The sequence below is a fragment of the Kitasatospora sp. NPDC001132 genome (genome assembly GCF_053598415.1).
Genome location: NZ_JBSFKF010000006.1, coordinates 215,970 through 238,841, shown reverse-complemented (window position 1 = coordinate 238,841; position 22,872 = coordinate 215,970). Strand labels below are relative to the sequence as shown.

General features: G+C 74.4%; 22 protein-coding genes. 10 read left to right on the top strand and 12 right to left on the bottom strand.

Annotated elements, in window-relative coordinates:
* Window positions 1-72: 72 nt before the first annotated feature.
* Window positions 73-1,257, bottom strand: a complete 1,185-nt coding sequence (locus ACWDBE_RS11215; protein WP_449807797.1) for an aromatic ring-hydroxylating oxygenase subunit alpha — start codon at window positions 1,255-1,257, stop codon at window positions 73-75.
* Between the two features lie 162 nt (window positions 1,258-1,419).
* On the opposite strand from ACWDBE_RS11215, the gene ACWDBE_RS11210 reads away from it, so the two are divergent.
* Genes ACWDBE_RS11210 through ACWDBE_RS11185 form a run of 6 tightly spaced genes read left to right on the top strand, consistent with a single transcriptional unit; the run spans window position 1,420 to window position 7,464 of the window.
* Window positions 1,420-2,142, top strand: a complete 723-nt coding sequence (locus tag ACWDBE_RS11210; RefSeq protein ID WP_449807796.1) for a class I SAM-dependent methyltransferase — start codon at window positions 1,420-1,422, stop codon at window positions 2,140-2,142.
* Between the two features lie 52 nt (window positions 2,143-2,194).
* The gene (locus ACWDBE_RS11205) at window positions 2,195-3,343 is read left to right on the top strand and encodes a nucleotide disphospho-sugar-binding domain-containing protein (protein WP_449807795.1); all 1,149 of its coding nucleotides are present in this window, start codon (window positions 2,195-2,197) and stop codon (window positions 3,341-3,343) included.
* Between the two features lie 53 nt (window positions 3,344-3,396).
* Entirely contained in the window at window positions 3,397-4,206 is an 810-nt protein-coding gene (locus ACWDBE_RS11200; protein ID WP_449807794.1) for a phytanoyl-CoA dioxygenase family protein, read from the top strand.
* Window positions 4,203-5,213, top strand: a complete 1,011-nt coding sequence (locus ACWDBE_RS11195; RefSeq protein WP_449807793.1) for a hypothetical protein — start codon at window positions 4,203-4,205, stop codon at window positions 5,211-5,213. The genes ACWDBE_RS11200 and ACWDBE_RS11195 overlap by 4 nt, the downstream gene beginning before the upstream one ends.
* Complete coding sequence (locus tag ACWDBE_RS11190; protein WP_449807792.1) at window positions 5,210-6,499, top strand: activator-dependent family glycosyltransferase; 1,290 nt, start codon at window positions 5,210-5,212, stop codon at window positions 6,497-6,499. The genes ACWDBE_RS11195 and ACWDBE_RS11190 overlap by 4 nt, the downstream gene beginning before the upstream one ends.
* A complete protein-coding gene (locus tag ACWDBE_RS11185; RefSeq protein WP_449807791.1) occupies window positions 6,496-7,464 on the top strand; it encodes an SRPBCC family protein in 969 nt (322 codons plus the stop codon). Before ACWDBE_RS11190 ends, ACWDBE_RS11185 begins: the two co-directional genes overlap by 4 nt.
* 12 nt (window positions 7,465-7,476) lie before the next feature.
* Here the strand turns inward: ACWDBE_RS11185 and ACWDBE_RS11180 are convergent, their stop codons facing one another.
* On the bottom strand, window positions 7,477-7,809 hold the full coding sequence (locus tag ACWDBE_RS11180; RefSeq protein ID WP_449807790.1) for a muconolactone Delta-isomerase family protein: 333 nt from the start codon (window positions 7,807-7,809) through the stop codon (window positions 7,477-7,479).
* Window positions 7,810-7,951: 142 nt separating this feature from the next.
* On the opposite strand from ACWDBE_RS11180, the gene rfbD reads away from it, so the two are divergent.
* Window positions 7,952-8,881, top strand: coding sequence for a dTDP-4-dehydrorhamnose reductase (gene rfbD, locus ACWDBE_RS11175; protein ID WP_449807789.1), 930 nt, complete (start codon window positions 7,952-7,954; stop codon window positions 8,879-8,881).
* A 29-nt stretch (window positions 8,882-8,910) separates the two neighbouring features.
* Here the strand turns inward: rfbD and ACWDBE_RS11170 are convergent, their stop codons facing one another.
* From ACWDBE_RS11170 to ACWDBE_RS11140, 7 genes are all read right to left on the bottom strand, one after another.
* Complete coding sequence (locus ACWDBE_RS11170) at window positions 8,911-10,221, bottom strand: activator-dependent family glycosyltransferase (protein ID WP_449807788.1); 1,311 nt, start codon at window positions 10,219-10,221, stop codon at window positions 8,911-8,913.
* An 83-nt stretch (window positions 10,222-10,304) separates the two neighbouring features.
* Complete coding sequence (locus tag ACWDBE_RS11165) at window positions 10,305-10,742, bottom strand: MarR family winged helix-turn-helix transcriptional regulator (RefSeq protein ID WP_449807787.1); 438 nt, start codon at window positions 10,740-10,742, stop codon at window positions 10,305-10,307.
* Window positions 10,743-10,795: 53 nt separating this feature from the next.
* On the bottom strand, window positions 10,796-12,112 hold the full coding sequence (locus ACWDBE_RS11160; RefSeq protein WP_449807786.1) for an activator-dependent family glycosyltransferase: 1,317 nt from the start codon (window positions 12,110-12,112) through the stop codon (window positions 10,796-10,798).
* A gap of 65 nt (window positions 12,113-12,177) precedes the next feature.
* On the bottom strand, window positions 12,178-12,978 hold the full coding sequence (locus tag ACWDBE_RS11155; protein WP_449807785.1) for an SDR family NAD(P)-dependent oxidoreductase: 801 nt from the start codon (window positions 12,976-12,978) through the stop codon (window positions 12,178-12,180).
* A gap of 117 nt (window positions 12,979-13,095) precedes the next feature.
* On the bottom strand, window positions 13,096-14,319 hold the full coding sequence (locus tag ACWDBE_RS11150) for a nucleotide disphospho-sugar-binding domain-containing protein (protein WP_449807784.1): 1,224 nt from the start codon (window positions 14,317-14,319) through the stop codon (window positions 13,096-13,098).
* A gap of 16 nt (window positions 14,320-14,335) precedes the next feature.
* On the bottom strand, window positions 14,336-15,520 hold the full coding sequence (locus ACWDBE_RS11145) for a hypothetical protein (protein WP_449807783.1): 1,185 nt from the start codon (window positions 15,518-15,520) through the stop codon (window positions 14,336-14,338).
* Window positions 15,521-15,617: 97 nt separating this feature from the next.
* Entirely contained in the window at window positions 15,618-16,436 is an 819-nt protein-coding gene (locus ACWDBE_RS11140; protein ID WP_449807782.1) for an NAD(P)H-binding protein, read from the bottom strand.
* 155 nt (window positions 16,437-16,591) lie between these two features.
* On the opposite strand from ACWDBE_RS11140, the gene ACWDBE_RS11135 reads away from it, so the two are divergent.
* Window positions 16,592-17,377 carry an SDR family NAD(P)-dependent oxidoreductase gene (locus ACWDBE_RS11135; RefSeq protein ID WP_217680453.1) on the top strand — a complete coding sequence of 262 codons (786 nt, stop codon included), beginning with the start codon at window positions 16,592-16,594 and terminating at the stop codon, window positions 17,375-17,377.
* Between the two features lie 11 nt (window positions 17,378-17,388).
* Here ACWDBE_RS11135 and ACWDBE_RS11130 read toward each other — a convergent pair whose 3' ends face one another.
* From ACWDBE_RS11130 to ACWDBE_RS11120, 3 genes are read right to left on the bottom strand one after another with little or no spacing between them, the layout of a single operon-like run.
* Window positions 17,389-18,060, bottom strand: a complete 672-nt coding sequence (locus ACWDBE_RS11130; RefSeq protein ID WP_449807781.1) for a DsbA family protein — start codon at window positions 18,058-18,060, stop codon at window positions 17,389-17,391.
* 42 nt (window positions 18,061-18,102) lie between these two features.
* The gene (locus tag ACWDBE_RS11125; protein ID WP_449807780.1) at window positions 18,103-18,876 is read right to left on the bottom strand and encodes an ABC transporter permease; all 774 of its coding nucleotides are present in this window, start codon (window positions 18,874-18,876) and stop codon (window positions 18,103-18,105) included.
* Between the two features lie 2 nt (window positions 18,877-18,878).
* Window positions 18,879-19,868 carry an ATP-binding cassette domain-containing protein gene (locus tag ACWDBE_RS11120; protein ID WP_449807779.1) on the bottom strand — a complete coding sequence of 330 codons (990 nt, stop codon included), beginning with the start codon at window positions 19,866-19,868 and terminating at the stop codon, window positions 18,879-18,881.
* A 311-nt stretch (window positions 19,869-20,179) separates the two neighbouring features.
* Between ACWDBE_RS11120 and ACWDBE_RS11115 the strand changes: the two genes are divergently transcribed.
* Together ACWDBE_RS11115 and ACWDBE_RS11110 are read left to right on the top strand one after the other, a co-directional pair.
* Complete coding sequence (locus tag ACWDBE_RS11115; RefSeq protein WP_449807778.1) at window positions 20,180-21,778, top strand: FAD-binding oxidoreductase; 1,599 nt, start codon at window positions 20,180-20,182, stop codon at window positions 21,776-21,778.
* Window positions 21,779-21,876: 98 nt separating this feature from the next.
* Complete coding sequence (locus ACWDBE_RS11110; protein ID WP_449807777.1) at window positions 21,877-22,824, top strand: aromatase/cyclase; 948 nt, start codon at window positions 21,877-21,879, stop codon at window positions 22,822-22,824.
* The last annotated feature ends 48 nt before the right edge of the window (window positions 22,825-22,872 follow it).

The following is a 22,872-nucleotide window of genomic DNA, read 5'->3' as shown; positions in this document are numbered from 1 at the left end:
CCCGCGCGCCCCAGAGGGCCGGCCCTTTGGTGAGTCGTGACGGTCAAGACGTCCGGGTGGAACCCCCAGCCTTCAGGGACGGGTCGGGAGAGACGGGGCCACGCTCTCCGGGGGCGGGCAGAGTTCGCCGGGCCAGTCGGCGTCGTCACGCAGCAGGGCGCGGGCCAGGCTGCGGTAGAAGAGCAGGACACCGGGCTCCTTGGGGGAGAGGTGGCCGCGCTCGGCGAAGCGCGAGGCGGCGCCTCGTTGGACTGCCTCCAGGCCGTGTCGGTCCTCGCCGTTGATCCGGGCGGCGTACGCCTCCGCTTCCTTCCGTACGGCCTCGCGGTCCTGGCCGTCGAGCAGGGCGGAGGGCATCAGCACCCCGCCCCGTACCAGGGTGCGGTCGATGGAAGTCGGAACGAGGCTGAGCCAGATCACCATGTCACCGGAGGCGGCCAGGCTGCCCGACGGGAAGACGAAGAAGCCGTACAGGTGCGCGCGTTCCTCCTCGGTGAGGTCGAGGACCACCGGCTCCAGCGGCTCCGCGTAGCGCACCCGCATGCTGTCGGCCCACGGCGAGTCCGCGCGGACCGTCGTCCGCGCGCCCCCGGGCGTGGTCGGTTGCAGGGTCTCCGGGTGGAAGCCCATGACGTGGTAGTTCTCATGCGCGTTCTCGACGGCGATCTTCCAGTTGCAGTGCCATTCCTCGGTCCAGCCGGCCACCTGGGTCAGCTCCGGGAGCCGGTAGTTGACCAGGTCCTCGCCGATTCGCCGCAGATGGGGCCCCAGCGGCTCGGCCGAGGCGTCCAGGTTGACGAAGACGAACCCCTGCCATTCCTCCACCGCGAAGGCGGGCAGCCGGCACGTGGACGGGTCGAAGGCCGGATTGCGCTTCATGTGGGTGGCACCGACCAGGCGGCCGTCCAGAGCGTAGCGCCACAGGTGATAGGGGCACGTGAAGACGTCGGTCCGCCCCGCGCCCTCCTCCACCACCGGCATCAGCCGGTGCCGGCACACCGGCGAGAGCCCGTACAGCGAGCCGTCCTCGCCACGCACCACGACCACCGGCTCGCCTGCCACCGACAGGGACACGTAGGACCCGGTCTCCGTCAGCTCGTCCACGTGCGCGACCAGCACCCAGGAGCGACCGAACACCAGCTGCCGCTCCACCTCCCACAACTCGGGCGATGTGAACGCCGCCGGCGGCAGGCTCAGATCCTCGGCGTCCGGCCCCAGATACCGCTCCAGCTCCGCCGTGATATCCCCGATGTCCACGTCGGTCCTCCCTTCGGTCCGGCTTCGTCCGGTTCCGGCCGAGGGTGGCCGCGCGCACTCGTGAACCGGTCGGATCGCGGTGGACTCGGCCCCGCCGCCGCCGCGCGCCGCCTCCATCCGCCCTGGGCGATTTCTCCAGCGCGGCTTCCGACGATCCCGTTCATGTACGGGGCTGACCTCACCGAGATCCACGACCTCATCCACGAGAGCCGCGGCAAGGACTACGCGGCCGAGGCGCACGACCTCACCCGGCGGGTGCGCGCGTTGCGGCCGGACGCCGACTCCCTGCTCGACGTGGCCTGCGGCACCGGGGCGCACCTGCGCCACTTCGCCGGCCTCTTCGACCGGGTCGCCGGTCTCGAACTGTCCGAGCCGATGGTCCGTGCCGCGCGCCGGGCGCTGCCCGACGTTCCCGTCCACACCGGAGACCTGCGCGACTTCCGGCTCGACACCCGCTTCGACGTGATCACCTGCCTGTTCGGGTCGCTCGGCTACGCCACCGACCCGGCCGAACTCCACGCCGCCCTGGCCGCCTTCGCCAGGCACCTGACGTCCGGGGGAGTGGTGGCCGTCGACCCCTGGTGGTTCCCCGAGACCTACCTCGACGGATACGTCTCCGGGGATGTCGCCACCGTGGCGGGGCGCACCATCGCCAGGGTCTCGCACTCCGCACGGGCGGGCGACGCCTGCCGGATGGACGTGCACTACGTGGTGGCCGACGCCCGCACCGGCGTCCGGCACTTCACCGAGACCCACCGCATCTCGCTGTTCCCCCGCGCCACCTACGAGGCCGCGTTCCGCGCGGCCGGCCTCGACGTCACGTACGTCCCCGGTCCGCACGCCGGCCGCGGTCTCTTCCTCGGGACCGCCCCGGTGGTCCCGTGACACCCGCGCCGCGCCCGACGACGACCGATCCGACACCCAACCTGGGAGCAGCATGCGCGTCCTGTTCGTGACCTCCCCAGGCCTCGGCCACCTCTTCCCGACCATCCCCCTCGCCCAGGCCTTCCGCGCCGCGGGCCACCGGGTCCGCTACGCCACCGGAGGGCTCAGCCTCGCCGCGGCCGAGGCCGGGTTCGACGTCGTGGACGTCACCCCGGACCTGGACTACCTGCCGGTCTACCTGCCCCAGGAGAGCGGGGATGGCGTTCCCACGGACCACCCGATGTTCGCGGAGGACCCCGACGACGCCGAACTCGCCACGCTCTTCGCCCGGGTCTCCGGGGTCATGGTGGACGGTGTCCTCGCGGCGGCCCGCGACTGGTCACCCGACCTGGTGGTCGCGCCACCCCTGCAGGCGGCCGGCCGGCTCGTCGCCGCCGCGCTGGGCGTGCCGCTGGTCGAGCCCCGGCTCGGTTCGTACGACAGCGGCGCCCGGTTGCGCACCCTGCTCCGCGCCGGGACGGCACCGCACTGGGAGCGCCACGGCGTCACCGGCGAACCCACGGCCACGGTCGCGCTCACCACCCTCCCGCCGAGCCTCACCGAGCTCCTCCCCGAAGACCGCCGCACCCCCGGGGCCGGGTTGCTGCGCCACGTGCCCTACAACGGCGGGGCCGTGCTGCCCGGCTGGTTGACGGAACGCCCGCGGGCACCGCGGATCGCCGTCACCCTCGGCACCATCGAGGCCCAGTGGGGCGGCATCGCCATCCTGGAGCCGTTCCTGAAGGCCGCCCGGGGCGTGGACGCCGAGTTCGTGGTCACGCTCGGCGGCGGCGACCCGGCGCTCCTGAGCGATGTCCCGCCCAACGTCAGGCTGGTCGAGTGGGCCCCGCTCGACCAGCTCCTGGACACCTGTGCCGCGATCGTCCACCACGGGGGCAGCGGGACCCTGCTGACGGCGGCCGCCGCCGGGATCCCGCAGTGCGTCATCCCCCGCGGTTCGTACCAGCAGACCGGCGCCGACCTGCTGCCGGCCCGGGGCATCGGGCTCGTGGCCGAGGCCACCACCCTCGGCGCGGCCGAGTGCCGGGCCCTGCTCCGGGACGACCGCCTGCGCGAGAACGCCCGGCAGGTCCGGGCCGAACTGCTCGCCATGCCCACCCCCGCCGAGACGGTGGCCCAGCTCGCCGAGTCGCTCGGCTGAACGCCCGGCCCGCCATCCCTGCCCCCGCCCACCCGATCCAGGAAGCCGAACAGATGCAGACAACCACCGATCTGACGAAGGCCGGGCGGCCCACCGAGGAGGCCCTGCGCCGCTACCGGGAGCAGGGCTTCGTCCACTTCAAGTCCGTGCTCCCCGCCGACGAGGTGGCCGTGTTCCGGGCCGCCGCCGACCGACTCCTCGCCGAGGAGGGCCCGCAGACCTGGGGCGCCTCCGAGGAGCAGGCCCAGGTCCACTACGTGGAGGCGGCCTGGCGCAAGCACCCGGACCTGCGCCGACTCGCCCTGCACCCCGCGGTCACCGGGCTCGCCGAGTCCCTGGCCGGCGGGCCGCTGCGCCTCTACGGCACCGACGTGCTGAAGAAGGAGCCTCGGGTCCACCTGCCCACCGTGGTCCACGACGACGAGCCGGGCCTGCCGCTCGCGGGCCTCACCCGGACGCTGACCGCCTGGATCCCGCTGGTGGACGTGCCCGCCGACCGTGGCTGCCTGGTCTACGTGCCCGGCTCGCACCGGCGCCCGGCGGAGCACCGCCAGGTCCACCTGGCCGGGTTCCAGGACTACCGGCCGATGGAGGAGATCTGGCCCGAGTTCCCGTTCAGCCCCCGGGTGGCCGTTCCGATGCGCGCCGGCGACGTGGTCTTCCACGACTTCCGCACCGTGCACATGGCCGCCGTCAACACCGACGGCGAGCGCCGGCTCGCCTTCGCCGCCGTCTACATGGACTCCGACGCCACCTACCGCCCCGGGGTGCAGGACCACCCGGTGGCCCACCTGGAGCCGGGCGCGCCGGTCGACGGCGAGCTCTTCCCGCTGATCGCAGTCGGTCCCGGGGGCGCCTCGTGACCACGGCGCCGGCCCGGCTCAGGGAGCGGCTCCAGCACGAGCACGGACTGCTCTGGCTGCACCGGATGAAGGGCGACCCGTACGCGGCGCTGCTCTGCGACGTGGACGAGGACCCGGGGCCGCTGCGCGAGCGCGTCCGCGCCGTCGGACCGCTGTGGCGCTCCGCCACCGGCCCGTGGGTGACGGGGGATCCGGCCATGGGCGCCGCGCTGCTCGCCGACCCCCGCCTCGCGCCCGCGCCGGTCCTGCCCGGCGACGACGGCGACGGCGACGGCTCGCCCCCGGCTGGGCCGGTGCCCCCGCCCGAGGCCGTCCGGGTTCGCGTACCGGACGCCCTGGGGCAGGAGTTCGACCTGGTCACCGAGGTGGCCGAACCGCTGGTGGCGGCGGCCCTGGCCGAGGCGTGCGGGATCCCCGCGAACGAGCACGAGCGGTTCGCGCGGGCCGTCACGGCCTGCGGCACCGCCCTGGACGCGACGGTGTGCCCCCAGCGGCTGGACACCACGCGGAGCCTGCACACGGCCGCCGACGCGCTCCGCTCCCTGCTGGCCGCGGTCCCCGGCGCCCCGGTACCGGCGACGGTGGTGGCCGCCGCCCGCACCGGCGCCGACCTGATCGTCCGGACCCTGCTCCGGGCCCGGTTCCCGCTGCCGCCCGCCGCGGTCGGCCCGACGGTCTCGGACGCGCTGCGGGAACGGCCGCCGGTGTGGATCGCCCCGCTGGTGGCCCGCGCCGAGGTGCCGCTCGCCGGAGAACGGATCGCCGCCGGCGAGCGGGTGGCGGTGCTGATCGGCGACGGCCACGGGCACGGCCAGGACCACGGCCAGGATCTCGCCCCGTTCCGCCGGGCCCTGGCCGAGGGCGCCCTCGCCGCCTTCGCAGCCCGGTACGCCGAGCTGCGCCCCGCCGGCCCCGCGGTGCGCCGCCCCCGGGCGCCGCTGACCCGGGGACCGGCCCGGGTGCCGGTCCGCGCCACCGCGGCCGCGACGGGCGGAGGCGGCCGATGAGGGTCCTGTTCGCCTCGCTGGAAGGCAGCCACTTCCAGCTGCTCGCCCCGCTGGCGTGGGCGCTGCGCACCGCCGGGCACGAGGTCCGCGCCGCCTGCGTCCCCGACGTGGTGGAGACCGTCACCCGGACCGGGATCACGGCCGTCCCGCTCGACTGCCCGCCGTGGTACGAGGGCCTCGGGCCGTTCCACCAGGAGGCCATCGCCCACTTCGGCACCGTCGACCAGCAGCGGGAGCCGGACCGCCAGGACACCTGGGCGGACCAGCTCGGCTACGAGAGCGTCATCGTCCCCGCCCTGAACTCCCGCCTGAACTCCGACCGGCTGATCGACGAGCTGGTGGCCTTCGCCCGGCACTGGCGGCCGGACCTGATCATCTGGGAGACGCTGTGCTTGGCCGGCCCGGTCGCCGCGCTCACGGTGGGGGCGGCCCACGCCCGCGTGGTGTCCGGCCCCGAGCTGGCCATGCAACTGGGCACCCGTCGGGAGTTCCTGCGACTGGCGGCCGAGCAGCCGCCCGAACACCGCGAGGACCCGACGGCGGAATGGCTGGACTGGACCCTGGAGCGCCTGGGCGCGCCGGCCCGCTTCGACGAGTCGGTGCTCACCGGCCAGTGGACCGTCGACACCCGCCCGGCCGGTCTGCGCGAGGACCTGGGCGTGCCCACCGTCCCCGCGCGCTACGTCCCGTACAACGGCCGCTCCGTCGTGCCCCGTTGGCTGCGCGAGCCGCCGGCGCGGCCCCGGGTCTGCCTCACCCTCGGGGTGAGCATCGACGGCGGCTACGGCCTGTGGGACCTCGACGCGGTGCTCGCCGGCATGCTGGACGCCCTGGCCGACCTGGACGTCGAGGTGGTCGCCGCGCTCTCCGAACGGCAGCGCGCCCACCTGCCGCGGCTCCCGGGCACCGTGCGGGTGGTCGACCACGTGCCGATGCACGACCTGCTGCCGACCTGCGCGGCCGTCGTGCACCACGCCGGCTACCAGACCAAGGCCACCGCAGAGTTCCACGGCGTGCCCCAGGTCCTCCTCACCGGCTGGGAGTGGGTCACCGAGGCCATGGGCGAGGAGTACGAGAAACAGGGCAACCTCTCTGCCCTGCCGCTGCGTTCGTTCACCCGCGACCGCTTCCGGGAGACGGTCGCGCGGGTGCTCGACGAGCCGTCGTTCGCCGAACACGCACGACGGCTGCGGCGGGAGATCCAGGAGATGCCGACACCGAACGAGGCCGTCACCGTCATCGAACGGCTCACGGCCCGTCACCGGAAAGGAGAAGGAGCAGCATGACGCTCACGGAGATGGTGGCGGAGCTGGGGCGGTACCTGGACGAGGACGCCCCCCGGGTGAGCCTGTCCCCGGCGGCCTTCACGTCGCCGGAGCTGTGGGCGGCCGAACGCGAACGGGTCTTCGGACGGTCCTGGCTGCTGGCCGGTCACGTCGGCGACCTGGTCGAGGCGGGCGCGTCGGTGACCCTCGCACCCGCCGGCCGGCCCGTCACCGTGACCAGGGAGGAGGACGGGGTCCTGCGCGCCAGGTCCGCCACGGGCGCGCGCCGCCCGCCCGCGTCGGTGGAGGAGTGGCAGGGCTTCGTCTTCGTCAACGCAGACCCGGATGCCGAGCCCCTGGCACCCCACCTGGGCCGGATCGGTGAGGAACTCGCCGCCTACCGGCTGACGGAGATGACGCCGGTCACCGGCTTCACCGAAGTGTGGCGGTGCAACTGGAAGATCGCGGTGCAGAACGCGCAGGAGAACTACCACGCGATGGGGCTCCACCCGACGACCGTCGCGCTGATCACCCCGCCCGGCGGAGCGATGGAGGTGCGCACCGAGTCCCGCTGGGTCACCCGGCTGCTCAGCCCGTTCCGGGAACCGCTGGCGTCCACGGCGCTGCCGCTCAGCGCCGATCAACGGGCCACCATGTACAACTGCGCGGTGTTCCCCTCCGCGAGCCTCGCGGCGTTCGGGGACTCGGTGGTCTGGATCAGCATGATCCCGCTCGCCATCGACCGGATCGAGGTCCGGGGCGGGGTGCTGATGCATCCGGCCGCGCTCGACGGCCAGGACCTGGACGCGCTCCGCGAGGAGAACGCGCGCAGCGCCGCGGTGGTGAACCGGGAGGACCGGCTGGGCATGGAGGCCGTCCAGCGGGTGGCCGGCTCCCGGTTCGCCGAGCGCGGCCACCTGTCCCCGAAGGAACCCGGGGTCCTGGCCTTCTACCGCGCCCTCGCCCGCGCGCTGCTGGCCGGCTGACGCCCCGGGGCGTCAGCCGGTCGGCCGCTCGGCGGCCGCGGACTCGAAGGCGGCGGACTCGAAGGCCCGGGGGTCGAAGCCGCCGACCTCCGCCAGCGGGATCACCTCGAAGCGCAGGTGGGGGCTGAGCGGGTTCCCGTACAGCAGGGTGTTGAGCTCCTCGTGCGAGTCGACCCGGTAGATCAGCAGTCCGCCCGAGGCGCCGACCCGGATCCAGTTGTGCCGGATGACGCCCTTGTCCACCAACTCCTTGATGTACGCGAAGCCTTCGGGGAGCCGCCGGCGGAAGTCGTCGGCGGAAATGCCGGTGGGGGACTGGGTCGCCAGGACCGCGAACAGCGCCATCGCTCCTCCAGGATCGGGATCTCGACGTCCGAGTCTGGGCGGCCCCGGTCACCGATCGGTCGACGACCGCTGGAGCGGACGGTCCGGGGGCGACCAGGGCACGTCGCCGGATGCTCGACCGGGCGCGGGCACGCTCGGCCGGGTGAACTCCTCGCTCCCTGCCAACCGCCGGCCCAAGACGCTCCTCCCGCCCCCGACGAGATGGCTCGTCACCGGGGCCGGCGGGTTGCTCGGGCACGAGGTGACGGCGGCGCTGGCCGCCGAGGGCGTGACCGCGGTCGCCCTGGACCGGCGGGCCCTGGACGTCACCGACCCCGACGCGCTCGTCGAGGCCTTCGCCCGGCACCGCCCCGACCTGGTGGTCAACTGCGCGGCCTACACGGCGGTGGAGGCCGCCGAGGCGGACGAGGCGCGGGCGCTGCGGGTCAACGGGGACGGGCCGCGGCAGCTGGCCGCACTGTGCGCCCGGCACGGCACCCGGCTGCTGCACCTGTCCACCGACTACGTCTTCCCCGGCGACGCCGACTCCCCGTACCCGGAGGGGCATCCGACCGCCCCGTGCAACGCCTACGGGCGCAGCAAGGCCGCGGGCGAGCGGGCCGTCCTCGCACTGCTGCCGGACCTCGGCGCGGTGGTCCGCACCGCCTGGCTGCACGGCGCGCACGGCCGTAGCTTCGTCGGGGTGATGGCCGAACGGGCCCGGGCCGGCCGGACCGTCGACGTGGTGGCGGACCTGGTGGGGCAGCCGACCTGGGCGGCGGACGTCGCGAGGCTGCTGCTCGCGCTCGGCCGGACCCCGGGCGCGCGGGGCGTCTTCCACGCCACCAACGCCGGCCGGGCCAGCTGGTACGGGCTGGCCCGCGAGGTGTTCCGGCTGGTCGGTGCCGATCCCGGCCTGGTGCGGCCGGTGCCCGCGGCGGCCGTCGCCGGCCCCGCCCCCCGGCCGCGGTACACCGTCCTCGGCCACGACCGCTGGCACGAGGTGGGCATCCCGGCCCCCCGGCCCTGGCGGGAGGCGCTGGCCGAGGCGCTGTCGGCGGCGCCCCGGGAGGAACCGGACCGGCCCCGCTGACGGCGGGGTCGGGTGCCGATCCGGCCGGCTCAGCCGGTCCAGGCGGCCCGCCGGTGCCGGTGGGTCAGCCCTTCGAGGACCGGGACCAGATCGGCGGGCGAGGGCATGGCCCCGATCTCGTCCCGGAGCCGCGCCGCCCCGCGCGCGAACGACGGTTCGTCGAGCACCCGGGTCACCAGCCCGTGCAGCTCCGCCGGGGTCAGCGGGCCGGTGCCGGACCAGCGCACTCCCGCCCCCGACGACTCGATCAGCTCCGCCCGGGGGCGCAGGTCCCACAGGTCGTTGGGGACGACGACCTGCGGGACGCCGTGCACCAGCGCGTTCTGCGCGGTGCCGAAGCCGCCCTGGTGCACGATCGCGGAGCAGGACGGCAGCAGCGCGTCCAGTGGGACGAAGTCCACCGCCCGCACGTTGTCCGGCAACGGGCCGGCCTCGGCCAGCTGCGCCGTGTCCAGGGTCGCCACCACCTCCGCGTCCAGCTCGGCCAGTGCCTCCAGCAGCACCGGCACGGAGGTCCGTTCGCCGCCCATCACCTCGCGGAAGGAGATCCCGAGGGTCAGGCAGACCCGGGGCCGGCGCGGTGGTTCGAGCAGCCACGGCGGCAGCACCGCCCGCCCGTTGTACGGGACGTGCCGCACCGGTACCCAGGGCAGGTCGGTGGGCGTGCGCAGCGCGGCCGGCGCGGGGTCGAGGGTCCACTGACCGGTCACCAGGTCCTCGCTGAACCCGCCGCCGTACCGGGCCGCCGTCCAGTCCAGCCACTCGGCGAGCGGGTCCTCGCGCAGCTCCCCGGGCCGGGCGGTCAGCGACTCCCGGTGCCGTTGTCGCATCGTGCCCACCAGGTCCAGGCCGTAGAGCAGGCGCGCGTGCGCGGCGCCGGCGGCGCGGGCGGCGACGGCCCCGCCCATCAGCAGGGTGTCCCAGACGACGAGGTCGGGGCGCCAGCGCCGGGCCAGCGTGACCAGGTCGTCGACGGTCTCCTCGGCCGAGAAGTTCTGGAAGATGGCGGAGGTCATCACGGTGAACAGGCCGTCGAGGAAGTCGGGCGTCAGGTGCTCGGGCCGGTCCTCCGTCATCCGCATGAGCTCCTGGGCGTCGGGCGGGTCCGTCAGGCGCTCGGCCGCCCGCTCCTGCCGGCGCCGCAGCTCCGCCACGGACTCCTCCTGGGCGAGCGGCGGTCCCACCGCGGTCGCGGGCAGGCCGGCCGCGACGATGGTGTCCAGCAGGTCGGGCTGGCTGGCCACGCGCACCTCGTGGCCGGCGGCGCGCAGCGCCCACGCCAAGGGCACCTGGACGTGGAAGTGGGCCTTGGCGGCCACGGTCACAAATAGCACTCGCATGGGGGCGAGCGTAGGAAGGCGGCCTCGACCCCTCCTCGACGCGTTCTCGACCCCCGTTCCCGGCCCCCGTCCGTCGCGGGACGTCACCGGGCGGGCAGCCACGCCTCGTCGTCGGTGGCGTGCGCCAGCACCCGCTGGAGGAGCTCGCGTAGGGTCTCGACCTCGTCCGGGTCGAGGTCGCCGAGCAGGTCCGCCTCCACCCGGGCGAGCGGGCCGTCGATCCGGGTCAGCATGTAGCGGGCCGTGTCGGTGAGTTCCAGCCGCCGCGAGCGGTCGTCGGCGCCGGGCCGGCGGCGCACGTGGTCGGCCTCGACCAGTTCGTCGACGAGCCGGTGCACCGACTGGCGGGCGATGCCGAGCTGACGGGCCAGGTCTGCCATGGTCAGCCCGGGTTCGTGGGACAGCTGGGTGAGCAGGCCGTACTGACGGGTCGTCAAATCGTAGTGGTGCAGGCGCTCGTCCACCCGGCGCGTCGCCACCGTGCTGGCCACGGCCAGGAGATAGGGGATGTGGGTCCTCAAGGGCGGTTCACCTCAACCGGGGGAGCCGTGATCGTTTCCCCTCCGACGGTACGTCATGTCCCGCTGCGGTGATGACCGGCGCGGTGCTCGGCGACCAGGCGCTCCAGGACCGGAACCAGCTCCCGGGGGGCCGGCGTGCCGAGCAGCTCGGCACGCACCCGGGCCGCGGCGCGTGCGAACGAGGGGTCCTCAAGGACGCTGGTCACCATCGCGCGCAGCCGGCCGGGGGTCAGCTTCTCCGGCGGGCAGGTCAGGGCCAGGCCGGCGGCCCGGGCCCGCTCCGCCCGCGGGGTGTTGCACCACATCCGGGCCGGCACCACGACCTGCGGAACCCCGTGGGCCAGCGCGGTGAGGAAGGTGCCGGCGCCCCCGTGGTGGATGACCGCGGAGCAACTCGGCAGCAGCTCGTTCAGCGGGACGAAGTCCACCGCGCGCACGTTCGGCGGCAGCGGCCCGATCGAGGCCAGCTGTTCGGAGTCGAGCGTGGCCACCACCTCCACGTCCAGGTCGGCGACGGCCGCGAGGAGGTCGCCGACCGACGCCTGGTCCCCGCCGACCACCTCGCGGAACGAGACGCCCAGGGTGAGGCAGATCCGGCGCCGGCGGGGCGCCTCGTCCAGCCAACCGGGCACCGCCGCCGGGCCGTTGTACGGCACGTAGCGGACCGGGACGCGGGGCGTGCGGAGCGGCAGCGCCAGGGAGGTGGGCACCGGGTCGATCGTCCACTGCCCGACCACCAGTTCTTCGTCGAAGCCGCGGCCAGGACCGGTCATCCCGTACCGTTCCAGGACCTGCCCCAGCCACTCCTCCAGCGGATCGTCCCGCAGCTCGGCCGGCCGCCGGCCGAGCACGGCCAGATAGCGCTCGCGGAGCAGGCCGACCAGGTCGAGGCCGAACATCAGCCGGGCGTGGGCGGCGCCGCAGACCCGGGCGGCGACCGGTCCCGCGAAGGTCATGGTGTCCCAGACCACCAGGTCCGGCCGCCAGTCCCGGGCGAACGCGACCAGGTCGTCGATCATCCGGTCCGGCACCGTGTTGCGGTGCACCAGCGGCGTCCAGGTGGCGAAGACACCGTGCAGGTGGTCGGCGGACAGCCGGGCCGGGCGGATCTCGCCCGGATCGAGGACCCGCAGCCAGGCGTCGTCGCGCAGTTCCGGCGGCAGTCCCGTCTCGTCGGGGTTCATCTTGGCCGCGACGTGCAGCGGTTCGCCGACCGGCACCGCGGTGAGGCCGGCCCGCGCGATGGACTCCGCCGCGTCGGGCTGGGTGGCGACGCGCACCTCGTGCCCGGCGGTGCGCAGCGCCCACGCGAGCGGCACCTGGGCGGCCACGTGGGTGGCGGCGGCGAACGGCTGGAACAGGACCCGCATCTGGGCGTTCCCCTCTCGGACGGGCCGGCGCGGTGGTCGGCGGTTCGGCGGTGGTCGGCCCGGGTCTAGGTGAGCGAGAGGCCGCCGTCCACCGGCAGCACCAGGCCGTTGGTGTACCCGGCCTCGGGCCGGGTGAGCTGGACGATCCACCAGGCGATCTCCTCGGGGCGGGCGACCCGGCCGCTCGGTGTCCGGGCGGCGGTCTGCTCCAGGAAGGCCGTGTACCGCGGATCGGCGCCCGGGCCGCCCGGCGCCGGCGCGGGGGCGGTGTCGGTCACCCCGGGCGCGAGGCCCACCACCCGGATGCCGTGCGGGGCCAGTTCGACGGCCCAGGACCGGGTCAGGAAGTCCAGGCCTGCCTTGGTGGCCCCGTACAGGCTGTTCTCCGGCCAGGAGCGCAGGCCGAGCGCGCCGGCCGAGCCGATGTTCACCACCGTGCCGGAGCGTGCGGCCAGCGGCGCGAGCGCGGCCCGGGTGAGCAGCACCGGCGCCAGCAGGTTGGTGTCGAGCTGGCGCCGCGCCTCGGCCCGGTCCAGGGCGTCGAGCGGGCGGTACCCCAGCGCGGCGGCGTTGTTGACGAGGACGTCGATGCCGCCGAGCTCGCGCACGGCGGCGTCGACGATCCGCTCCGGGGCGTCCGGGGCGGTGAGGTCGGCGACCAGGGTGTGGACGCCCGGGTGCCCGTCGGCGGCCTCGGCCAGGGTGGCCGCGGTGCGGCCGACGACGAGCACCCGGTCCCCGTGCGCGGTGAAGGCGCGGGCGGTGGCCCGGCCGATGCCGGTGCCGCCGCCGGTGACGACGATCCCGCGCGGGGCATCGGCCCCGGACCGCCCCGGGTGGTCGGTGTTCTCGGTTCGTGTGGTCATGCCGGACAGGATCGGGAGCGGGCCTCGCATCCGCCTCGACCCTCGCGCAGCGGCGGGGCGTGTCCGACGATTCCAGTCGGACTCGCGAATCGTCGGACACGCCCCGGGACCCGGTGGTCAGCCGCCGGCCGCGAGCCCAGCCAGGTCGGCGGCGAGCTCGGCCGGGGTCGGGGCCGCCGCCACCTCCTCGCGCAGCCGCCCGGCCGCGGCCCGGTACGAGGGGTCGTCGAGCAGCCGCTCGATGCCCGACCTGATCGTCGCCTCGTCGGCGAGTTCCCCGGAGACGTGCAGCGCGGCCCCGGTGCCGGCCACCCGCTCGCCGGAGATCCGCTGCTCGGCGGCGAAGCTCGCGATGAACTGCGGCACCCCCGCCCACATGGCCGTCAGCGAGCTGCCGCCGCCCCCGTGGTGCACGACCGCCGAGGCGCCCGGCAGCAGGGTGGCCAGCGGTAGGCGCTCGGCCACCCGGACCGGGGGCGGCACCGGCCCGAGTTCGGCCAGGTCCCGGGCGGTGGCGGTGACCAACACCTCCGCGTCCAGGCCGTCGAGGGCGGCGACGATCCGGGGGAGCAGGCAGGAGTCCGGCCCCGAGACGGTGGACAGTGCGGTGGACCAGGTGACGACGACCCGGGGCCGCTCCGGGCGCCGCGCGGTCCACGCGGGCGCGGCCGCGGCGCCGTTGTACGGGACGAAGCGGACCGGCAGCCGTTCGGCCTCGACCGGCACCTTCAGCGACGCCGGGTTCGGGTCCACCACCCGCTCGATCATCGACACGTCGAACGCGCCCAGGCCGTACCGGGGGAACGAACCGCTGTGGTCGGTGGGGACGATCCGCATGTGGTCGGGGTCGTGCGGGCTCGCGGGCCCCCACAGGCACAGTGCCGACGGCACCCCGAGCAGCTTCGCCACCAGCAGCCCTTCCAGGCTCCCGGGGTCGTGCAGGACCAGCTGCGGCCGCCAGTCCCGGGCGTGGGCCACAGCCGCGTCGAAGCCGCGGGCGGCCTCGTCGGCGAGCCCCGGAGCGGTCCGGCTCTCGAAGTGCGCGAAGTCGAACGCGTCGAGCCGGTTCAGCCGGTCACCCGTCACCGGGTGCGGCGGAAGCCACGGGTACGGCCAGTTCCCGGCCACCGCCTCCGCGTGGTACTGCAGCCGCAGCCGCAACACCTCCGGCATCCCCGACAGGACCGGTACGGGCAGCAGCCCGCACCGGGCGACCGGATCGGTCTGGGACGGGTCGCACAGCACCCGCACCTCGTGGCCGGCCGCCTGGAACGCCCACCCGAGCGGCACCAGCGCCGCGTACTGGGTGGGCCAGGACGACACGGTGAACAGCACCCGCACGGTCGGTTCCCCCGTCTCACTTCGCGCCGAGCGCGGTCCACACGTCGGCGTCCATCCACCGGGGCAGGGTGTCCTCCCCGTTGGTGCCCTTCTCGACGAAGACCATGTTGTGGTACGCGTGCACCCCGACCACGCTGCTCTGGGTGGGGGTGGGGCGGGTGACGGTGGGGTCCCGGTGCTCACGGTGGTGCAGGTCGTCGATCAGTTCCTTGACCAGCCCGAGCGAGGTGTCCGGGCCGGCGACGCCGCCCGGGCTGCCGCCGAAGTCGGAGTAGTAGGCGGTCTGCAGGTCCTCGATGACGTACAGGCCGCCGGGCCGCACGTGCGGGAAGAGGGTCCGGAACGAGGTGCGCACGTGCTCGTTCAGGTGGCTGCCGTCGTCGATGACGATGTCGAACGGGCCGTGCTCCCGGGCGAGTCCGGTCAGGAAGTCGGGGTCGTTCTGGTCGCCGACCAGCGCCGTGAGCCGGGGCTCGGAGAGCGAGGTCTTGTCGTACAGGTCGAGCCCGAAGACGGTGCCGCGGGGGAAGTAGCGCTTCCACATCTTCAGCGAGCCGCCGCCGAGGTCGTCCTCGAACCCGCCGATCCCGATCTCCAGCACCCGTACGGGCCGGTCCCGGTAGCGGGCGAAGTGGTGCTCGTAGTGCGCGGTGTACCAGTGGAAGCTGGCCCACTTGTCGGAGCCGTACCGGATGGACAGCTCCCCGAGCTCCGGGGCGCGCCCGGTGCAGCCGGCCATCAGGGTGGCGGTGGCCTGGGCCGCCGCGCGCAGCACGATGTCCATCTCGCCGAGGAGTTCGCGCAGTTGACCGGGGTCCTCGGGGGTGGGCATGAAGGTGTTGTGGAAGTCCCCGGTGCGCGGTGAGTCCACCGGCCCGAAGAGCCGGCGGAGCAGCCCCGCGGCGGTGAAGGTGATCCGCGAGCGGACCTTGGCGGACTCCTCGGCGACCAGGCGGACCGGCTCGTCGCGCACCACGCGCAGCGCGGCCGAGTGCCGCTCCCCGCCGTGGGTGAGGTCGAGCGCCACGTCGACGGGGGCGATGTTGGCCGGCTCCGGGCAGCGGAACCGCACCTCGTCGACGAGCACCCGGGCCACCTCGGACAGGCCGACGTCCTTCAGCAGGGCGTCGATCTCGTCGTCGGAGCCGGATCCGGCTCGGATCAGGCGTCGGATCAGGGCGTTCTCTGCGGCATCCACCATGGCGGCGTCCCATCGGTCCACGAAGCGGTCCCGACCACCGTCGACGGAACGCCTGGAGAGTGGCTCGACCGCCGCTGAACGCCGCCGGGCCCCGGCCTCAGAAGTCCGCGCGGTGGTCGGCCACCCACTGCGCGAACGTGCGGGCGGGCCGACCGGTGACCCGCTCGCAGGTCGGCCCCACCGGGACGTCCACCGGGTCCTGGAGCAGCCAGTCCACGGCCTCGGCCGGCATGCCCTGGCCGAGCCACAGTTCACGGGCCGCGGGCACGGTCAGCTCCTCGAAGCCGATGTGCCGGCCGAGGACCTCGCCGAGCACCCGCACCTGCTCGTGCTTGGACAGCGACTCCGGGCCCGCGAAGGCGTACGCCCGTCCGGCGTGCCCCTCCTCCAGCAGGGCGGCCAGCGCCACGTCGGCGATGTCGGCCTCGTGCACCGGGGCGCTGCGGGCCGCCCCAAACGGGGCGCGGACGGTGTTCTCGGCCCGGATGGTGGGGGCCCACCAGGACAGCAGGTTGGTCATGAACTCGCCCGGCCGGACGTGCGTCCACTCCAGTCCGGAGGCCTCCACGGCCCGCTCCACCACGCTGTGGTGGTCGCCGCTGTAGTCCCCGGCGGCGTACTCGGCCGCGATCGAGGAGAGCACGACGATCCGCCGCACCCCGGCCTTGGCGGCCCGGGCGGTGAACTCCTCGGCGGTACCGGGGAGCGGGAACAGGAAGGCCCGGTCGACCCCGGCGAGGGCCGAGTCCAGGCTCGACGGATCCGCGAGGTCGCCGCGGACCACCTCCACTCCCTCGGGCAGCGTGGCGTGCTCCGGCGTGCGGGTCATCGCGCGCACCGGCACGTCCGCCGCCAGCAGGCCCGCCACCACGTGCCGGCCCACGTTGCCGGTGGCTCCGGTCACCAGAACGGTCATGGTCTCGTCTCCTTCTGCTTCTTCTCGGGTACTGCGCTTCGTCGTGTTCAGGGGGCTTCGGGCGCGGCTTCCGCCGCGACTTGAGCGCCCGTCGAGCGGCCGTTGCCATCGTCGGGGCGCCTACGTACGTTCCACGTCACGATCCGGGAGGAACCATGAGCGGCACGGATGGACGGGTGGCCGTCGTCACCGGTGCGACCAGCGGGATCGGCCTCGCCGTGGCCCGAGCGCTGGGCGCCGGGGGGCTGCGGGTCTTCCTCTGCGCCCGGGACGGTGCGGCGGTCGCCGACACCGTGACACTCCTGCGGGAGGAAGGGGTCGACGCCGACGGGCGGAGCTGCGACGTGCGTTCCACCGAGGAGGTGGACGCCTTCGTGCGCGCCGCCGTCGACCGGTTCGGCCCGATCGACGTCCTGGTCAACAACGCGGGCCGCAACGGCGGTGGGGCCACCGCCCAGTTGACGGACGAGCTGTGGCTGGACGTCGTCGACACCAACCTCACCAGCGTGTTCCGGGTGACGAGGGCCGCCCTGACCAGCGGCGGCATGCTGGATCGAGGCCGGGGCCGGATCGTCAACATCGCCTCCACCGGCGGCAAGCAGGGCGTGGTGCTGGGCGCGCCGTACTCGGCCTCGAAGCACGCCGTGGTCGGTTTCACCAAGGCGCTGGGCCTGGAACTGGCGAAGACCGGCATCACCGTCAACGCGGTCTGCCCCGGCTACGTGGAGACGCCGATGGCCGAGCGGGTCCGGGCGGGCTACGCCGAGGTGTGGGGTACCACGCCCGAGGCGGTGCTCGAACGGTTCGAGGCGAAGATCCCGCTGGGCCGGTACACCACGCCCGAGGAGGTCGCGGGGCTGGTCGGCTACCTGATCACGGACACGGCGGCGCCGATCACCGCCCAGGCCCTCAACGTGTGCGGCGGGCTCGGCAACTACTGAGCGTGGCCCGGTCACGGCAGCTCGTCCCCGCCCCCGTCCCCTGCGCCGACGTCCGGGTCCGGGGGCGCGGGCGTTCCCTTGAGCTCGTGGAAGCCGGGGGTGCCGGCCAGCAGCAGGGTGGCGTCCCACAGCCGGCCCGCCTCCTCTCCGCGGGGCACGCGGGAGAGGACCGGCCCGAAGAAGGCCACCGGAGGACGGCCGGGCCGTGCCGGGTCGGTGACGGCCACCACCGGGGTGCCGGTGCGCGGGCCCAGCACGCCGAGGGCTTCGGCGTGTGAGGCGCGCAGCGCCGCGTCGTGCGCGGTGGAGGTGCCGGCCGCCGCCAGGGCGGCCGGCAGACCGGCGGCGGCCAGCGCCGTGGCCGGGTCGGTGATCCAGCGCCGGCCGCTGCCGGCCCACAGGGCGCGGTGGAAGCGGACCAGGGCGTCCTGGCCGTGGGCCTGCCGGACGGCGGTGGCGATCCGCACCGGCACCAGGAGGTAGCCGTCGGGATCCCCTTCCGGGTCGTCGTCGCGGCCCTCGTTGAGGAGCGCCAGGCTCATCAGGTGCCAGCGCGGCACCAGCGGGCGGACCCGGGTCGCCTCCCGCAGCCAGCGGGAGGTCAGCCAGGTGTAGGGGCAGGCGGGGTCGAACCAGACGTCCACGGTGCGGGCGCCGGGGCCCGGAGCGCTGCGGTCGGTCACGGTGACTCCTTCAGACGATCTGATGTTCCGTCAGAAGTGCCACTATGCTGAGGCGTTGCGCATGCCGCGGATCCCGGCCACGACGCCCAGCATCGCGATGGCGCCGGCCGCGAGGAATCCGTACAACACCACCGAGTCGCTCAACTGCCCGTCGAACAGGGCGCGTTCGGCCTCGACCACGTGGGTCACCGGGTTGATCCGGCTCAGCACGTAGAGCCAGGTCGGCGCGGCCGCCTCGGTGATCGGCAGCAGCACCCCGGAGAGCAGCAGCAGCGGGAAGAAGACCACCTGCTGTACCCCGTAGAACAGGGTCTGCTGGCGGCGGGAGTGGAGCGCCAGGGTGAAGGACAGCGCGCCGATGCCGACGCCGAAGACGCTCAGCAGCACGAGCCCGGCCAGGGCGCCCGGCAGGTGCAGCCGGAAGTCGGTCGGCAGCAGCAGGAGGAGGATCAGCAGGGCCTGGGTGAGCAGGACCACGACCTCCTTCAGCGTCCGGCCGACCAGCATGGCGGCCCGGTTGAGCGGGGTGACGAGCAGCCGCTCGAAGGCGCCCGAGGAGATCTCGCCCAGCAACGAGGCGCCCGCGCCCGCGGTGGCGGACAGGCCGAGCAGGACGAGCATGCCGGGGACGAACCACTGCCAGGGCGAGCCCGCGCCGGCCGGCCCGCCGCCCGCGCCCGAGCTGGAGAGCAGTGGCGCGAAGAGGGCGAGCAGCAGGAACGGCAGCATCATCGTGAAGAGCAGGCCGACGGGCTGGCGCAGTTCGGGCTTGAGTTCGCGGACGAACGCGGTGCGGGTGTCGGTGAGCACCTTCATGGTCAGGCTCCCTGGTGAGGGCTGGTCGGGATGCCGGCGTCGGCGCCCTCCCGGAGGGTGCGGCCGGTCAGGGTGAGGAAGACGTCGTCGAGGGTGGGGCGGGCCAGCCGGGTGCTGTGCACCCGGATCCCGGCCGCGTCGAGGTCGCGCAGAAGTTCCGGCAGCCGGACGTCGCCGTCGGAGGTCCGGACCCGCACCTCCCGGTCCTCGACGGTCACCTCCCGAACGGCCCGCAGAGTACGGGCCCGGGTGGCGGCCGGGCCGGTGTCGGCGGGGTCGGCGGTCGTGAAGGTGATGAGGTCACCGGCGAGTTCGGCCTTGAGGCGCTCCGGGGAGTCGTCGGCGATCACTCGGCCGTGGTCGACGACCAGCACCCGCCCGGCCCACAGGTCGGCCTCCTCCAGGTAGTGGGTGGTGAAGACGATGGTGGTGCCGAGGTCCTTGTGCAGGCGCAGCACGTGCTCCCAGATGTTGGCGCGGCTGTGCGGGTCGAGCCCGGTGGAGGGCTCGTCGAGGAAGAGCAGGTCCGGTTCGTGGACCAGGGCCATGGCGATGTCGAGCCGGCGGCGCTGGCCCCCGGAGAGGGTGCCGACCGTCCGTCGGGCCAGTCCTTCCAGTTCGAGGGCGTCCAGCAGGCGTTCGGCCCGGGCGTGGGACTCGGCGCGGCTCAGGCCGTAGGCGCGGCCCTGGGTGACGAGTTCGTCCATCACCCGGAAGCCGGTGCCGGCGCTGTTGCCCTGGCCGAGGTAGCCGATCCGGCGGCGCACCCCGGCCGGGTCGGCCACCACGTCGTGCCCGGCGACGGTGGCGGTGCCCGCGGTCGGCGGGAGCAGGGTGGTCAGCATCCGCAGACTGGTGGTCTTCCCGGCGCCGTTCGGGCCGAGGAAGGCCACCACGGAGCCGGCCGCGATGTCGAGGTCGAGACCGCGGACGGCTTCGACGGTCTCTCCCTTGGCGCGGAAACTTCGGGTGAGTCCGCGGGTGTGGATCATGAGGTCTCCCGTACGGGGGGCGTGGAGGGCGGAGCGGAGAGTGGAGCGGAGGTCACGGCTGCCGGGGGCCGATCGGAGCGGCTCCGGCCAGGCGGAGGAGAAGCCGGCTGCTCCGGGCTCTTGACTTCTGAGAGCTTAGAAGCGTCAATAACGTCACTGTCAGGGCTGCTGACGGTCTTCTTCCCGCCCTCGGAACCCCGTTCGAGCGCGCCGCGTACCAGCGACCCTCCACCGGCCCGCCAGCGACGGACCCCAGGCTGATCGCCGACGGACGATCGGCCGCAGGCCGCACGGGAAGGTCGGGGAACCCCATGGCAGGACTCACGCGCAGACGGTTGATGGAACTCTCCACGATGGCCGGGGGAGCCACGCTGCTCGGCATTCCGGCCGTCGCCGCCACGCCGGCGACCGCAGCGCCGGTCACCCTGGGACCGGTGGTCCTCGGCCCGGACGACCCCCGCTACACCGAACTCACCACCCGCGGGCACAACGGCCGCTTCACCGGCTCCCCGGACGTGGTGCACCTGGTCGGCTCGCCCGGCCAGGTGGTCGCCGCGGTCGAGCAGGCCGCCCGGGACCGCAAGCGGATCGCGGTCCGCAGCGGCGGCCACTGCTTCGAGGGCTTCGTCGACGACCCCGCCGTCCGGGTCCTGATCGATGTCTCCGAGATGACGGACGTCTCCCACGACCCGGAGCGGCAGCTCTTCGCCGTCGCGGCCGGCGCCACCCTCGGGCGGGTCTACCGCACGCTCTACCTGGGCTGGGGCGTGACCCTGCCGGGCGGCAGCTGCCCCGGCGTCGGGGTGGGCGGCCACGTCGCGGGCGGCGGCTACGGGGCACTGTCCCGCCGGTACGGGCTGGTCGTCGACCACCTGTACGGTGTCGAGGTCGTCGTCGCGGACCGGTCCGGCCGGGCCCGCCTGGTCACCGCCACCCGGGACTCCACCGGGCCCGAGCGCGAGCTGTGGTGGGCCCACACCGGCGGCGGAGGAGGCAACTTCGGGGTCGTCACCCGCTACCTGTTCCGGTCGCCGGGCGCCGCCGGCGCACCGGGCGACCTGCTGCCGAAGCCGCCGACCGCCGTACGCTCGGTGTCCCTCGGCTGGCAGTGGCAGGACCTGAACCAGGAGGCGTTCGCCCGGCTGCTGCGCGCCCACGGGGACTGGCACCAACGGCACGCCGGTACGGACACGCCCTACGCCGACCTGTCGAGCGGCCTCACCCTCGGCCACCGCGCCGCCGGGCGGGTCTCGGTGGACGCCGCCCTCGACGCCTCCCGCCCCCGCGCCCGGGAACTCCTGGACGCCTTCGCCGCCGAACTGACCGCCGCGGCCGGCGTCCCGCACACGGCGACCACCGCCGAGACGCCGTGGCTGAAGTCGGTGCTGGGCGTGGTGCAGTGGCCGGGCGGCGCCCGGTTCAAGTCCAAGTCCACCCTGCTGCGCAAACCCTGGTCCGACCGGCAGATCGCGGTCCTGCACGACCACCTGAACCGGGGCGGCGAGGAGTTCGCCACCGCCGGCGTCTACCTCACCTTCCTCGGCGGACGGATCAACACCGTGCCCCAGGACGCCACCGCCCTGCCCCACCGGGACAGCCTGTTCAGCGTCGTCCACGAGACCCTGTGGGGCGAGCCGGAGCAGACCGAACGCCACCTGGCCTGGGTGCGCGGCCTCTACCGGGAGTTGCACGCCGACACCGGCGGCGTCCCGGTGCCGAACGAGGCCAACGGCGGCGCCTACGTCAACTACCCGGACACGGACCTCGCCGACCCCGGCTGGAACACCTCGGGCGTGCCGTGGAGCGCCCTCTACTACCGGGACAACCACCGGCGGCTGCAACGGGTCAAGGAACGCTGGGACCCGCTGGACCTGTTCCACCACGACCTGGGCGTCCGGCCGGCCGGCTGACGGACGGCGGTGAGCCCAGCCCAGCGGTTCTCGAGTGACCGACCAGAGCCGGCCCCGACCCTGGCTCCGCTGACCGACAGCGGAGCTGGAGGAGGACCATGTCACGTCCCGGAACCCACCACACCGAACACTCGATCACCGTGTCCGCGTCCCCGCGGCGCGTCTACGACCTGATCACTGACGTCGACCGCTGGCCGGAGACCTTCCCGCCCACCGTGCACGTCGAACACGTCGAACGGGGCGACACCGAGGAACGCATCCGGATCTGGGCCACCGCCAACGGCGAGGTGAAGACCTGGACCTCGCGGCGGCTGCTGGACCCCGGCCGGCTCAGCGTCCGCTTCCGGCAGGAGGTCTCCCAGCCCCCGGTGTCCGCCATGGGCGGGGAGTGGATCGTCGAGCCGCTCACCGACACCGAGACCCGGGTGCGTCTGCTGCACGACTTCCGGGCCGTCGACGACGACGCCGAGAACGTCGCCTGGATCCAGCGGGCGGTCGACCACAACAGCGGCGCCGAACTTGCTGCCCTGCGCACCGCCGTCGAGCGCGAGGAGGCCGGGGCCGGCCTGGTGCTCACCTTCGAGGACACCGTCGCCTTCGACGGCGACGTCAAGGCCGCCTTCGCCTTCGTCGACGAGGCGCACCGCTGGCCCGAGCGACTGCCGCACGTGGCCCGCACCGAACTGACGGAGGAACAACCCAACCTCCAGGTCCTGGAGATGGACACCCGGACACCGGACGGCTCCACCCACACCACCCGGTCCGTCCGGATCTGCTTCCCGCACGACCGGATCGTCTACAAGCAGCTGCGCACCCCCGCGCTGATGACCGCCCACACCGGGCAGTGGCTGTTCCGGGCGGACGGCGAAGGGGCCCGGATCACCTCCGCGCACACCGTGGTCCTCAACGAGGAGGCCGTCCCGGCCGTCCTCGGACCGGAGGCCACCCTCGCCGACGCCCGCGCCTTCGTGCGCGACGCGCTGGGCCGCAACAGCACCACCACCATGGAGCACGCCGTGGCGCACGCCGGCCGACCGCGGGCGTAGCGCGACCAAGGGTGAGGGGAGGGCCGGGACAGCCGGCCCTCCCCTCAC